This is a genomic window from Serratia sp. N21D137, assembly GCF_047530005.1.
GTDB classification, from domain to species: Bacteria; Pseudomonadota; Gammaproteobacteria; order Enterobacterales; family Enterobacteriaceae; genus Chania; species Chania fonticola_B.
Genome location: NZ_JBLJAJ010000006.1, coordinates 1 through 12,248 on the forward strand (window position 1 = coordinate 1; position 12,248 = coordinate 12,248).

Here is a 12,248-nt window from a genome sequence, read left to right on the forward strand (position 1 = left end):
CGCACCACTGGTGTTCGGGTTGTCATGCCAATGGCACTGCCCGGTAGCTAAGTGCGGAAAAGATAAGCGCTGAAAGCATCTAAGCGCGAAACTTGCCTCGAGATGAGTCTTCCCTGGGCCTTTAAGGCCCCTGAAGGAACGTTTAAGACTAAGACGTTGATAGGCTGGGTGTGTAAGTGCAGCGATGCATTGAGCTAACCAGTACTAATGATCCGTGAGGCTTAACCTTACAACACCGAAGGTGTTTTGAAGAGATTGTAGAGATTTTCAGCGAAGTTCCGAGATTGGTTCTGGTGGTTACGAAAGTAACGGCCAAGAATGAAACAGAATTTGCCTGGCGGCAATAGCGCGGTGGTCCCACCTGACCCCATGCCGAACTCAGAAGTGAAACGCCGTAGCGCCGATGGTAGTGTGGGGTCTCCCCATGCGAGAGTAGGACACTGCCAGGCATCAAATAAACGTTATCAGTGTGACACCTGGTAATGCGCGAAATCACACAGGTGGTTTTGCCAGCATCGAAAGATGCGACGTAAAAGAATCGGTGGAGCGGTAGTTCAGTTGGTTAGAATACCTGCCTGTCACGCAGGGGGTCGCGGGTTCGAGCCCCGTCCGTTCCGCCACTTATTTAAATTATGCCTGCTAACTTTAGCAGGCATAATGTTAAGCGTAATTTAGGGGCGTAGCTCAGTTGGTAGAGCACCGGTCTCCAAAACCGGGTGTCGCGAGTTCGAGTCTCTCCGCCCCTGCCATATTAGAAACCCTTTGCGAAAGCGAAGGGTTTTTTTTGCTTTCTACTCGCTTAAAATTGCCACTCCTGCCGCTAGCGCGTACAAAATTCCCGCCGAAATCGTTCCCAATTTAGACATTTCTAGCTGTATCTATGTACAAAATGGTTGTAATCCCGCGCTGTGATATCGCTCATCATTCCTGTCTGTATTTCAACTACACCTTATAAGCCCCACGAGTTTGTTGGGCACACTCGATGAAAGCGAATATACCCACAGCCATCTCTGTCTGATCGATTCAGGCAGAGCGAGGAGAAAAACATGGTTAAGCGTTTACTGTTAGCGGCAGCCGTAAGCGGCGTGTTGATGGGAGCGGCGCAGGCTGCCCCCTTGGTTGTCGGCTTTTCTCAGATTGGTTCTGAATCAGGATGGCGTTCGGCAGAAACCAAAGTGGCGAAACAGGAGGCGGAAAAACGGGGTATTACGCTGAAAATCGCCGATGCACAGCAAAAGCAGGAAAACCAGATCAAGGCGGTGAGATCCTTTATTGCTCAGGGCGTTGACGCCATCTTCATTGCGCCGGTGGTGGCCACCGGTTGGACTCCGGTATTGCAGGAAGCGAAAGAGGCCAAAATTCCGGTCTTCCTGCTGGATCGCATGATCGAAGTGAACGATCCCTCGCTGTATACCGCAGCCGTCGCCTCTGACAGCGTCCATGAAGGAAAAGTCGCAGGCGAATGGCTAGTGAAAGCCGTTGCGGGCAAGCCCTGTAACGTAGTGGAACTGCAAGGCACCGTTGGGGCCAGCGTGGCCATTAACCGCAAGAAAGGCTTTGCGGATGGTATTGCCTCTGCCGACAACGTCAAAATCATCCGTTCGCAGTCCGGTGACTTTACTCGCAGCAAGGGTAAAGAAGTGATGGAAAGCTTTATCAAGGCTGAACAGAACGGCAAAAACATCTGCGCCGTCTATGCACATAACGACGATATGGCCATTGGTGCCATCCAGGCGATCAAAGAAGCTGGCCTCAAACCGGGCTCACAGATCAAGGTTGTTTCCATCGACGGCGTGCCGGATATCTTTAAAGCAATGATGGAAGGGGAAGCCAACGCCACGGTTGAACTGACGCCAAATATGGCAGGACCTGCGTTTGATGCCTTGATTGCATTGAAAAAAGACGGCACACAGCCACAGAAATTTATCCAGACCGAGTCGAAACTGCTGCAGCCTGAAACGGCCAGACAGGAATACGATATGAAGAAAAGCATGGGATATTGATCGTTAACAGGCGGAGCAGATAATGGCCACACCTCAGGCAGCATTATTGGCAATAAGCGGGTTATCCGTGGAGTTTCCAGGTGTAAAAGCGCTGGAGCAGGTTGATTTCACACTACAACGCGGTGAGGTGGTGGCGCTTCTTGGGGAAAACGGCGCGGGTAAGTCCACGCTGATTAAGGCATTAACCGGTGTTTACCAACGCTCCGCCGGTGAGGTCTGGCTAGAAGGCACCGCGATTGCGCCACAGAATACGGCCCAGGCGCAATCGTTGGGGATTGGCACCGTCTATCAGGAAGTTAACCTGCTGCCTAATATCTCGGTGGCCGCTAATCTGTTTATCGGACGCGAACCCACCCGCTTTGGCCTAATCGATCAAAAAACCCTGTTGCGTAATGCCCGTAAGCTGCTGGAAGGGTATGGATTACCGCTGGATGTCAGCCAGCCGCTGGGTAACTACTCTATCGCCATTCAGCAAATTGTCGCGATTGCTCGCGCCGTCGATCTCTCCGCCAAGGTGCTTATCCTGGATGAACCCACCGCCAGCCTGGATGCCAAGGAAGTCACCATGCTGCTGGATATTCTTAGCCAGCTGCGATCTCAGGGAATGGGGATGATCTTCGTCACCCATTTTCTCGAACAGGTTTACCGCATCAGCGATCGTATTACTGTGTTGCGTAACGGCAAGCTGGTCGGGACCCGTGTCACCGCCGAGTTGCCACGGCTCGAGTTGGTACAGATGATGCTTGGCCACAGTTTTGATGAGACGTTGCTCAAACGCAGCGAACATCAGGCCGTGCAGGCTCCGCCGTTAGTGGAGTTTAGCGGTTATGGCCGACGCGGCATGGTTGAGCCCTTTGATCTGGCGATCCGGCCTGGAGAAATAGTTGGTCTGGCTGGTTTATTGGGATCGGGGCGTACTGAGACGGCACAACTGATCTTCGGCATTAAGGCTCGGGATAAAGGTACAGCGAAGGTTGAGGGCAAAATGGTGGCGATCCCTACCCCCCGTAAAGCGGCCAGCCTGGGATTTGGCTATTGCCCAGAAGATCGTAAGACCGACGGTATTGTCGGCGCGGCCACGGTAAGGGAAAACATCATTCTGGCATTGCAGGCGCAGCGTGGCTGGTTACGGCCTATCCCTTTGCGTGAGCAAACCCGAATTGCGGAGGATTTCATCAAACTGCTGGGGATCCGCACACCGGGGCCGGAGCAGCAAATCCAGTACCTTTCCGGCGGTAACCAGCAGAAGGTGCTGCTTTCCCGCTGGCTGGCGACTAAACCCCGTTTCCTGATCCTGGATGAGCCAACCCGTGGCATTGACGTAGGAGCCCATGCGGAAATTATCCGCCTGATTGAACGGCTCTGTGATGAAGGGTTGGCGCTGCTGGTGATCTCCTCCGAACTGGAGGAGCTGGCAGGCTATGCCGATCGCATCGTGGTATTACGCGATAGAAAACATGTGGCGCAGCTTGAGCATGATGCCATTACGGTTCCCGCCATTATGCAGGCCATTGCCGTGCAACAGGGGGCAGCATGAACCACAGGAGTTTTCCCATGACCGGTGGACCGCGCAAAGTAAGGTGGGTAATGCCCGCCGGAGCGACGCAGCTGGGGGCGCTGGCGGTGATTTTGCTTATCGATAGCCTGGTCGCCCCCCATTTCTTTTCAATTCATATCCAGGATGGCCGCCTGTTCGGCAGCGTGATTGATATTTTTAATCGCGGTGCCCCCGTTGCGCTGCTTGCCTTGGGTATGACGCTAGTGATCGCTACCGGTGGGATCGATCTCTCCGTCGGTGCGGTGATGGCGATTGCCGGGGCGACCGCTGCCACCATGACTAGCGCTGGCTACCCATTAGCTTACATCCTGGGGGCCGCATTAGCGGTTGGGGCACTGTGTGGCCTGTGGAACGGTTTCCTGGTGGCGGTGCTGCAAATCCAGCCGATCGTCGCCACCTTGATGCTGATGGTGGCCGGGCGCGGTATCGCGCAGTTGATTACCGAAGGGCAAATCGTCACCTTTGAAAGTGAAGGATTAGCCAAGCTCGGCAGTGGTTCGCTGATGTATCTGCCGATGCCGGTGATCATTGCTGCCATCATGCTGCTGCTGATTTGGTTACTGACACGCAAAACCGCTTTGGGGCTGTTTATTGAGGCGGTCGGTATCAATTTGCGCTCGGCACGTAATGCTGGCGTCAGTACTCGCTGGGTGATTATTGCGGTGTATATCATTTGCGGCCTGTGCGCGGCGGTGGCAGGGGTTATCGTCACGGCGGATATCCGTGGTGCGGATGCCAACAATGCGGGCCTGTGGCTCGAACTGGATGCGATCCTGGCCGTGGTGATTGGTGGTGGGTCACTGCTGGGCGGGCGTTTTAATCTGTTGCTCTCGGTGGTGGGGGCGCTAATCATTCAGGGCATGAATACTGGAATTCTGCTTTCGGGCTATAAACCGGAGTTTAACCTGGTGTTGAAAGCGGTGGTGGTATTAGCCGTGTTGCTGGTGCAATCCCCCAGTGTGTCATTACAGCGGCTGTGGCGGAGACGGAAATCATGATGAAACGTAACCTTCCCCTATTGATCACTATCGCGGTTTTCCTGCTGGGCTATGCCTTTTGCCTTAGCCAATTCCCCAGCTTCGCTTCCACCCGCGTCTGGTGCGATCTGCTGACCGACAACGCCTTTCTCGGCATTGTGGCCGTGGGCATGACCTTTGTGATCCTTTCAGGGGGTATCGATCTTTCGGTGGGCTCAGTGATCGCCTTTACCGGCGTACTGCTGGCCAAGCTGATTGGCACTTATGGTATTGCTCCAGGTTATGCATTTGTCATTGCCTTGCTGATGGGGGCCTCGTTTGGTGCGCTGATGGGTTGGATCATTGACGTGCTGAAATTACCTGCATTTATCATCACGCTCGCGGGGATGTTCTTCGTGCGCGGCATGAGTTTTATCGTGTCAGAAGAGTCTTTGCCGATCGATTACCCGCTGTATGCCACGCTGGCAAACTATGCCTGGAAAGTCCCCGGTGGTGGCCGATTTACCTTATTGGCGCTGGTGATGCTGCTGGTTGTGGCGATTGGCATGATCCTGGCGCATCGCACCCGTTTTGGCCATAACGTCTATGCCATTGGCGGCAATCCGGTCTCCGCTGCCTTGATGGGGGTGCCGGTAAGGCGTACCACCATCCAGATTTACATGCTTTCCAGTACGCTGGCAGCCCTCTCTGGCATAATTTTCTCGCTATACACTTCCGCCGGTTACGCTCTAGCTGCCAGCGGTGTCGAACTGGATGCCATTGCGGCGGTCGTCATTGGGGGAACGTTGCTGACCGGTGGTGTCGGCACCATCTTGGGTACCCTGTTTGGCGTGCTGATCCAGGGCCTAATCCAGAGTTACATCACTTTCGATGGCTCGCTCAGCTCCTGGTGGACCAAAATCGTCATCGGCATCCTGCTGTTCTGCTTTATCGGCCTCCAGAAGGCGATGAGCGCCTTTTGGCAGACCAGACGGGCAAAACCCCGCCATCCACGCCTGAAGCCGTCATAGCGGCTCAGGTTGCGGTATTTAAAGGTATTTTCAGCAGTTGGCGGATTAACGGCTGCTGGTCGCTGTTTTGCAGCCAGACGGCATAAAGCGGGCGGATGATCGGCTGGGCGTCAGCAACGGCGATCAACTGAGGGTACTCTTTTTCCCACTGGCTGGGGAGAAATGCACAGCCACCGGTTGTTTCCAGCAATTGACGCGTCAGATGTGCCGAAGTGGTGGTCAACACGGGCATGCTGTCGCCCTCAAGCATGCGGGCTTCCTGTTGGTGAAAATCGGCACCCCATTCCAGTTTGATGTAAGGCATGGGGGCGGATTTATCGCGTAGCGATGAGGAAAACAGGCGTAGCGAGAAGTTACCCAACAGCTGGCTGGCCAGCTCATCCATCTTTGGCGGTTCGGTGGTGATTAGCAAATCGAGCTGTCTTTCATGTAGCTGTTTCACCAAAGAATGGCGCAGAGCCACCCTGGCTTCGAGCTGCAAGGCCTCCCGCTGCTGGTAGAGAGATTGCAGCCAGGGCGTGAGGTAAGCTTCCCATAGCGACGCGGTGGCGCCGATCGAAAGTTCGCTGTGCTGTAGCGATCGCACCACCTCTTTCTTTGCTAACTGCCAAGTGTTCATCAGGCTCTCGGCATAGGGCAACAGCCGCTCTCCTGCTGGTGTCAGGCGGATGTTGTTGCGGTGGCGGGTGAATAAATTCGCCCCTAATTGAGTTTCAAGCTGACGGATACGGAAACTCACCGCAGACTGCGTTAAGTACAGGGATTCCGCTGCGCGGCCAAAGTGTCGCGTTCTACTGACCTCCAAAAAGGTTTTCAGTAATTCGGTGTCCACACCTATCTCCAAAATTTTTTATCGTTAAGATTTAAATGTTTTGTTTTACACGATGTCAAGCCTATCTAATACTCCGCGCCATAAACAGCACGGCCATGAGAGAATTAGGAGCGTGTCAGATGGCGGATAGCTTCACCACCAACAGTCGTTTTTTTGATAATAAAAACTATCCTCGCGGGTTCTCCCGTCACGGCGATTTCACCATTAAAGAAGCGCAATTGCTAGAGCGTTTCGGGTATGCGTTCAACGAGTTGGATGCCGGCAAACGCCAGCCAGCCACTGAAGAAGAACAGTTGTTCGTTGCAGTGTGTCGCGGTGAGCGTGAACCGGTAACCGAGCAAGAAAAAGTATGGTCTAAATATCTGGCGCGCACCCGCCGCCCGAAAAAATTCCATACGTTGTCAGGTGGCAAGCCGCAGGCTGATGCGGTAGAAGACTACACTGAAAGCGACGATTGATCATCATGGGGCCATTCGGCCCCATTTTTTATTCCAGGCTGCGGTGTAACTGCAGCAGCAGGCGATCCATACTGCGATAGCTGAGCGCTTCGCTGAGATGGCGTTTATCAATCTGTTGTTCCCCCGTCAAATCGGCCAGTGTGCGTGCCACTTTCAGGATGCGATGCCAGGCTCGAACCGATAATCCCAGTTGGCTCAGCGTTCTTTCTAAAAACTCCGCTTCCGCTGCAGGTAAATGGCAATCCCGATCCACCTCGCGGTTACTCAACAGCGCATTCACTTTACCTGCACGTGCCAGCTGCCGCTCGCGCGCCACCAGCACCCTTTGACGTACCTGTTGGCTGCTTTCCCCCGCATGGCGCTGCTTGGCCAGTACGCCTGGTGGCAGCAGTGGCACCTCAATCGACAAATCAAATCGATCGAGGAAGGGGCCAGAGAGCCTGCCGAGGTAGCGCAAAATCTGCTGCGGTGGCGTGCGGTTGTGTATGCCCTGATAGTGTCCGGTTGGGCTGGGGTTCATCGCTGCAATCAGCTGCACCCTGGCTGGGAAGCGTACCTTGGCACTAGCGCGTGAGATGACGATTTCACCGGATTCCAGCGGCTCACGCAGCGCATCCAATACTCGCCGTTCAAATTCCGGTAACTCATCCAGAAATAGCACGCCGTTGTGCGCCATGGAGATTTCCCCTGGCCGTGGCAAGGAACCACCTCCAACCAGTGCAGCCATCGAAGCGCTATGATGCGGGGCACGAAACGGCCGCTGTCGCCATGGCAGGGTTTCATCAGGGTGATGCAATAAGCTGGCAACGGCCACGCTTTCCAACGCCTCCCGATCGCTTAACGGCGGCAGCAAACCGTTGAGGCGGCTGGCCAGCATGGTTTTTCCGGTGCCCGGAGGGCCAAGCAGCAATAGGTTGTGGCCCCCGGCCGCGGCAATTTCCAACGCTCGTTTTGCCTGCTCCTGGCCAATGACTTCCTGCAGGTCGGCAGTTTCCGTTGACGTGGCGGCCGCAGGGGGCGCTACGGCGATCGGCAGCTCACCCTTACCTTGCAAAAAAGCGCAAACCTCAAGCAAATGTTCCGCGACTCGGGTTGTGCTGTTGGGAAGCAACCCTGCCTCTTTGCCGTTGGCCGCTGCGAGGATCAGCTCACGCTTGGCCTCGGCTGCCGCTATTGCCGCCGGAATGGCGCCGTGCACCGCCCTCAATGCGCCAGAAAGCGCCAATTCACCCAGGAACTCATAGTGCGCCAACTTATCTGCTGGCAACTGTTCTGAGGCCGCCAGAATGGCCAGCGCAATGGGTAAATCATAGCGCCCCCCTTCCTTAGGCAAATCGGCGGGTGCCAGATTGACGGTGATGCGTTTGGCCGGAAAGGTGAAGCCGTTGTTGATCAGTGCGCTGCGCACCCGGTCACGGGCTTCTTTCACCGTGGTTTCCGGTAGACCGACCAGCGTGAGGCCGGGTAATCCGTTGCTGATATGGACTTCAACCATGACCGAAGGTGCCTGCACGCCGATCGTGGCACGGGTATAGATTACCGCCAGTGACATATTGCTCTCCTCGCTGAAGGCAACATGATGCGTGAACGGACCGATAGCTGCGCTCTATTCATCGTCAACTTGCGTAGTGCTACAAAATTAAAAGTAATTTATTTCATCAGGTTAGTGGTGTTTTTCGAGCCGGCACGCATTTCACTGTAATACCCCTTAACAATTACCACAAGGTTGCAACAAATTAGCAAGCTAACCAAGTTGCAACAGCAGGGTTAATGGGTGTATTTAACAATTGGTTAAAATAAAAAATCACTTCATTAACAAAGCCCCGACCGCTACCGCACCCGCTGCGGCCGCCGCTAAACCTGATAACTTCATACTCTACGGTAGGGATAACACTATGTTCGGTTGGACTCCGCTGCAGCGCAATGCGGCAATTGCCAGCTTTTCAAGCTGGACGCTCGACGCTTTCGATTTCTTTGTGCTGGTCTTCCTGCTCAGCGATATAGCTCAGGCTTTTCAGGTGGGGATGGAAGAAGTCACCCTGGCGATCCTGCTGACGTTGGCGGTGCGCCCGATTGGCGCCCTGATCTTTGGCCGTGCGGCGGAAAAGTACGGCCGTAAACCAATCCTGATGTTGAATATCGTGTTTTTCTCGGTATTCGAGCTGTTGTCGGCGGCCGCTCCTTCTTTGACCGTCTTCCTGTTGCTGCGTGTGCTTTACGGCGTGGCGATGGGGGGCATCTGGGGCGTGGCCTCTTCGCTGGCGATGGAAAGCATCCCAGATCGTTCGCGCGGCCTGATGTCCGGTATCTTCCAGGCGGGGTATCCGTTTGGCTATCTGTTGGCGGCGGTGGCCTACGGCCTGCTGTTTGAAGTGGTCGGCTGGCGTGGTATGTTCGTGATCGGGGCCGCGCCAATCCTGTTACTGCCGTTTATCTACTTCTGCGTGGAAGAGTCGCCGGTGTGGCTGGCGGCACGGGCTCGTAAAGAAAGCACCGCTTTGCTGCCAGTCCTGAAGAGTCATTGGAAGCTGTGTGTCTATCTGGTGCTGCTGATGGCGGCGTTTAATTTCTTCTCTCACGGCACCCAGGATATGTATCCGGCCTTCCTGAAAATTCAGCACGGTTTCGATCCTAAAACCGTCAGTATTATCGCCATTAGCTACAATATCGCGTCCATTATCGGCGGTATTTTCTTTGGTGCCCTGTCGGAAAAAATTGGCCGTAAGAAAGCCATTATTATTGCGGCCCTGCTGGCGTTACCGGTGATCCCGCTGTGGGCCTTCGCCAGCGGTTCGCTGATGCTGGGGCTGGGGGCGTTCATGATGCAATTCATGGTGCAGGGCGCGTGGGGTGTGATCCCAACCTACCTCAACGAACTGGTGCCAGCGAATACCCGCGCGGTGTTGCCGGGGTTTGTCTATCAGCTGGGTAATCTTATTGCCTCAGTGAACGCGACCTTGCAGGCCACGATTGCGGAACATCATGGGCAAAACTACGGCCTGGCGATGGCGATGATTGCCGGGACGGTGGCGATCGTGATCGCGGTGCTGGTGTATTTCGGCAAGGATACGCGCGGCAAAGCGATTGCGGTGGAAAGTAAAGCGCCTGGTGCTGGTGTTAGCGTTTGAATTTCATGCGCTTTGTTGCAGCTTTGACCCGGCAGCGCCGAATAATAACGCAAAAAAAGTGTTGTCAGGTTACCGGCTGCTATGGTAACTCTGTAGGCATTAGTTCGAAACGAGCACAGTGAACAACCCAATTATGAAAGCCCTAGCCCAAGTGATTAGCCTAGTCGTGATTAGCGTGGTGGTGATTATTATCCCACCGTGCGGGGCTGCACTTGGACGAAGAAAGGCTTAGAAAACAAGCCGGAATCGCAAGATAACCCCCGCACCCAAAAGGTCCGGGGGTTTTTTTATGCCAAGAAAATATGAACAAGGAGCAGAGAATGACCAACAGAATAAAATCCTGCACTTCCCGCAACAAGGCGGGGAAATAACCATGAATGGTGCTCAGTGGGTAGTTCAAGCGTTGCGTGCGCAGGGGGTAGACAAGGTATTCGGCTATCCCGGTGGTGCGATCATGCCGGTCTACGATGCGTTGTATGACGGCGGAGTTGAACATCTGCTGTGTCGTCATGAGCAGGGTGCGGCGATTGCGGCCATTGGCTATGCTCGTTCCAGCGGCAAAGTTGGCGTCTGTATCGCCACCTCTGGCCCCGGCGCGACCAACCTGATCACCGGGTTGGCGGATGCGCTGTTGGACTCGGTGCCAGTGGTTGCGATCACCGGTCAGGTAGGCTCTGCGCTTATCGGTACCGATGCTTTTCAGGAGATCGATGTTCTTGGCCTGTCTCTGGCCTGTACCAAACACAGTTTCCTGGTGGAGTCGCTGGAAGCGCTGCCAGGGATCATGGCAGAGGCTTTTGCCATCGCCACCAGCGGCCGCCCAGGCCCGGTACTGATCGACATCCCGAAAGACATCCAACTGGCGCAGGGCGATTTGCCTCCTCATCTGATGCCGGTAGAAGACCAGTTTGAACATCCTACGGCGGAGCTGGCTATGGCCACGCAGTTGCTGGCACAGGCGCAGAAGCCAATGCTGTACGTGGGCGGTGGCGTAGGGATGGCGCAGGCAGTCTCGGCATTACGGGAATTTGTCGAGCTGACGCAAATCCCAACCGTGGCGACCTTGAAAGGCTTGGGCGCACCGGATGCCAACCATCCGTATTATCTCGGCATGTTGGGTATGCATGGCACCAAAGCTGCCAACTTCGCCGTGCAGGAGTGTGATTTATTGATAGCCGTAGGCGCGCGTTTTGACGATCGGGTGACCGGCAAGCTGAACGCCTTTGCGCCGCAGGCCAAGGTGATCCACATGGATATCGATCCGGCAGAAATGAGCAAGCTGCGTCAGGCACATGTGGCCCTGCAAGGGGATCTGAGAACCCTGCTGCCAGCGCTGCAACAGCCGATGCAGATCGCCCCTTGGCTGCAACGGGTGGCCGAACTGAAAGAAACTCACCCTTGGCGTTACGACCACCCGGGCCAACCGATCTATGCTCCGTTGCTGCTCAAGCAACTGTCTGAACGCAAACCGGCCAATACCGTGGTGACCACCGACGTGGGCCAGCACCAGATGTGGACCGCGCAGCACATGAGCTTTGAACGCCCAGAGAACTTCATCACCTCCAGCGGGTTGGGGACGATGGGCTTCGGTATCCCCGCAGCGGTAGGTGCGCAGATGGCACGCCCGGAGGATATGGTGATCTGCGTGTCCGGAGATGGTTCCTTCATGATGAACGTGCAGGAGCTGGGTACCATCAAACGCAAACAGTTACCGCTGAAAATCGTGTTACTGGATAACCAGCGTTTAGGGATGGTTCGTCAGTGGCAGCAACTGTTCTTTGATGGCCGTTACAGCGAAACCAACCTCTCCGATAACCCCGATTTCCTGATATTGGCCAGCGCTTTCGGCATCCCCGGCCAACGTATTACCCGCAAAGACCAGGTCGCAGACGCGCTCGATACCTTGCTTAACAGCGAAGGGCCTTATCTGCTGCAGGTTTCCATTGATGAACTCGAGAACGTCTGGCCGCTGGTGCCGCCGGGCGCAGGCAACGAAACCATGTTGGAGAAAGTATCATGATGCAGCATCAACTCTCGATCCAGGCCCGCTTCCGCCCTGAAATGTTAGAGCGCGTATTGCGCGTTGTTCGTCACCGTGGCTTCCAGGTCTGTGCTATGAATATGGCTTCGGGCAGCAATAGCGACGATATAAATATTGAATTGACCGTTGCCAGCCAGCGCCCTGTGGATTTACTGTCATCTCAGTTGAGCAAACTGATGGATGTCTCCAGCGTTGAGATCCAGCAACAATCATCACAACAAATACGCGCCTGATTGCGCAA

11 protein-coding genes, 2 tRNA genes and 2 rRNA genes are annotated in these 12,248 nt (G+C 54.9%); 13 read left to right on the plus strand and 2 right to left on the minus strand.

Translation table 11 applies throughout. The features are described 5' to 3' along the window. From ACMV5H_RS06695 to yjfF, 8 genes are all read left to right on the plus strand, one after another. Positions 1-229: ribosomal RNA gene (locus ACMV5H_RS06695) — 23S ribosomal RNA — on the plus strand; the annotation flags it as partial. Positions 230-333: 104 nt separating this feature from the next. Continuing rightward, positions 334-449, plus strand: a 5S ribosomal RNA gene (gene rrf, locus ACMV5H_RS06700). Positions 450-543: 94 nt separating this feature from the next. Beyond that, positions 544-620: transfer RNA gene (locus ACMV5H_RS06705), tRNA-Asp, on the plus strand. A 53-nt stretch (positions 621-673) separates the two neighbouring features. Further along, positions 674-749: transfer RNA gene (locus ACMV5H_RS06710), tRNA-Trp, on the plus strand. A gap of 297 nt (positions 750-1,046) precedes the next feature. Then, on the plus strand, positions 1,047-2,003 hold the full coding sequence (gene ytfQ / locus ACMV5H_RS06715; protein ID WP_021807362.1) for a galactofuranose ABC transporter, galactofuranose-binding protein YtfQ: 957 nt from the start codon (positions 1,047-1,049) through the stop codon (positions 2,001-2,003). Positions 2,004-2,025: 22 nt separating this feature from the next. Beyond that, positions 2,026-3,540: a galactofuranose ABC transporter, ATP-binding protein YtfR gene (gene ytfR, locus ACMV5H_RS06720; protein WP_094982440.1), complete on the plus strand. Its 1,515-nt coding sequence runs from the start codon at positions 2,026-2,028 to the stop codon at positions 3,538-3,540. Continuing rightward, positions 3,537-4,559, plus strand: a complete 1,023-nt coding sequence (ytfT, locus tag ACMV5H_RS06725) for a galactofuranose ABC transporter, ATP-binding protein YtfT (RefSeq protein ID WP_094982439.1) — start codon at positions 3,537-3,539, stop codon at positions 4,557-4,559. Before ytfR ends, ytfT begins: the two co-directional genes overlap by 4 nt. Continuing rightward, a complete protein-coding gene (yjfF, locus tag ACMV5H_RS06730; RefSeq protein WP_115159347.1) occupies positions 4,556-5,548 on the plus strand; it encodes a galactofuranose ABC transporter, permease protein YjfF in 993 nt (330 codons plus the stop codon). Before ytfT ends, yjfF begins: the two co-directional genes overlap by 4 nt. 4 nt (positions 5,549-5,552) lie before the next feature. Here the strand turns inward: yjfF and hdfR are convergent, their stop codons facing one another. After that, positions 5,553-6,380 carry an HTH-type transcriptional regulator HdfR gene (gene hdfR, locus ACMV5H_RS06735; protein WP_021807365.1) on the minus strand — a complete coding sequence of 276 codons (828 nt, stop codon included), beginning with the start codon at positions 6,378-6,380 and terminating at the stop codon, positions 5,553-5,555. Between the two features lie 119 nt (positions 6,381-6,499). Between hdfR and ACMV5H_RS06740 the strand changes: the two genes are divergently transcribed. After that, on the plus strand, positions 6,500-6,838 hold the full coding sequence (locus tag ACMV5H_RS06740; RefSeq protein WP_021181829.1) for a DUF413 domain-containing protein: 339 nt from the start codon (positions 6,500-6,502) through the stop codon (positions 6,836-6,838). A gap of 28 nt (positions 6,839-6,866) precedes the next feature. On the opposite strand, the gene ACMV5H_RS06745 is transcribed toward ACMV5H_RS06740, so the two are convergent. Continuing rightward, on the minus strand, positions 6,867-8,390 hold the full coding sequence (locus ACMV5H_RS06745) for a YifB family Mg chelatase-like AAA ATPase (RefSeq protein WP_094982438.1): 1,524 nt from the start codon (positions 8,388-8,390) through the stop codon (positions 6,867-6,869). A 343-nt stretch (positions 8,391-8,733) separates the two neighbouring features. On the opposite strand from ACMV5H_RS06745, the gene ACMV5H_RS06750 reads away from it, so the two are divergent. The 4 genes from ACMV5H_RS06750 (at position 8,734) to ilvM (ending at position 12,240) form a co-directional block, all read left to right on the plus strand. After that, on the plus strand, positions 8,734-9,966 hold the full coding sequence (locus ACMV5H_RS06750) for an MFS transporter (RefSeq protein WP_021807367.1): 1,233 nt from the start codon (positions 8,734-8,736) through the stop codon (positions 9,964-9,966). 133 nt (positions 9,967-10,099) lie between these two features. Further along, positions 10,100-10,198, plus strand: a complete 99-nt coding sequence (ilvL, locus tag ACMV5H_RS06755; protein WP_071681478.1) for an ilv operon leader peptide — start codon at positions 10,100-10,102, stop codon at positions 10,196-10,198. Between the two features lie 141 nt (positions 10,199-10,339). Continuing rightward, positions 10,340-11,986: an acetolactate synthase 2 catalytic subunit gene (gene ilvG, locus ACMV5H_RS06760; protein ID WP_037376516.1), complete on the plus strand. Its 1,647-nt coding sequence runs from the start codon at positions 10,340-10,342 to the stop codon at positions 11,984-11,986. Beyond that, positions 11,983-12,240, plus strand: a complete 258-nt coding sequence (gene ilvM, locus ACMV5H_RS06765; protein WP_021181824.1) for an acetolactate synthase 2 small subunit — start codon at positions 11,983-11,985, stop codon at positions 12,238-12,240. Before ilvG ends, ilvM begins: the two co-directional genes overlap by 4 nt. The last annotated feature ends 8 nt before the right edge of the window (positions 12,241-12,248 follow it).

Coding starts and splice junctions, on each gene's coding strand:
- ilvM (WP_021181824.1), top strand. CDS start 11,983: ATGATGCAGCATCAACTCTCGATCCAGGCCCGCTTCCGCCCTGAAATG.
- ilvG (WP_037376516.1), top strand. CDS start 10,340: ATGAATGGTGCTCAGTGGGTAGTTCAAGCGTTGCGTGCGCAGGGGGTA.
- yjfF (WP_115159347.1), top strand. CDS start 4,556: ATGATGAAACGTAACCTTCCCCTATTGATCACTATCGCGGTTTTCCTG.
- ytfT (WP_094982439.1), top strand. CDS start 3,537: ATGAACCACAGGAGTTTTCCCATGACCGGTGGACCGCGCAAAGTAAGG.
- ACMV5H_RS06740 (WP_021181829.1), top strand. CDS start 6,500: ATGGCGGATAGCTTCACCACCAACAGTCGTTTTTTTGATAATAAAAAC.
- ytfR (WP_094982440.1), top strand. CDS start 2,026: ATGGCCACACCTCAGGCAGCATTATTGGCAATAAGCGGGTTATCCGTG.
- ytfQ (WP_021807362.1), top strand. CDS start 1,047: ATGGTTAAGCGTTTACTGTTAGCGGCAGCCGTAAGCGGCGTGTTGATG.
- ilvL (WP_071681478.1), top strand. CDS start 10,100: ATGAAAGCCCTAGCCCAAGTGATTAGCCTAGTCGTGATTAGCGTGGTG.
- ACMV5H_RS06750 (WP_021807367.1), top strand. CDS start 8,734: ATGTTCGGTTGGACTCCGCTGCAGCGCAATGCGGCAATTGCCAGCTTT.
- ACMV5H_RS06745 (WP_094982438.1), bottom strand. CDS start 8,390: ATGTCACTGGCGGTAATCTATACCCGTGCCACGATCGGCGTGCAGGCA.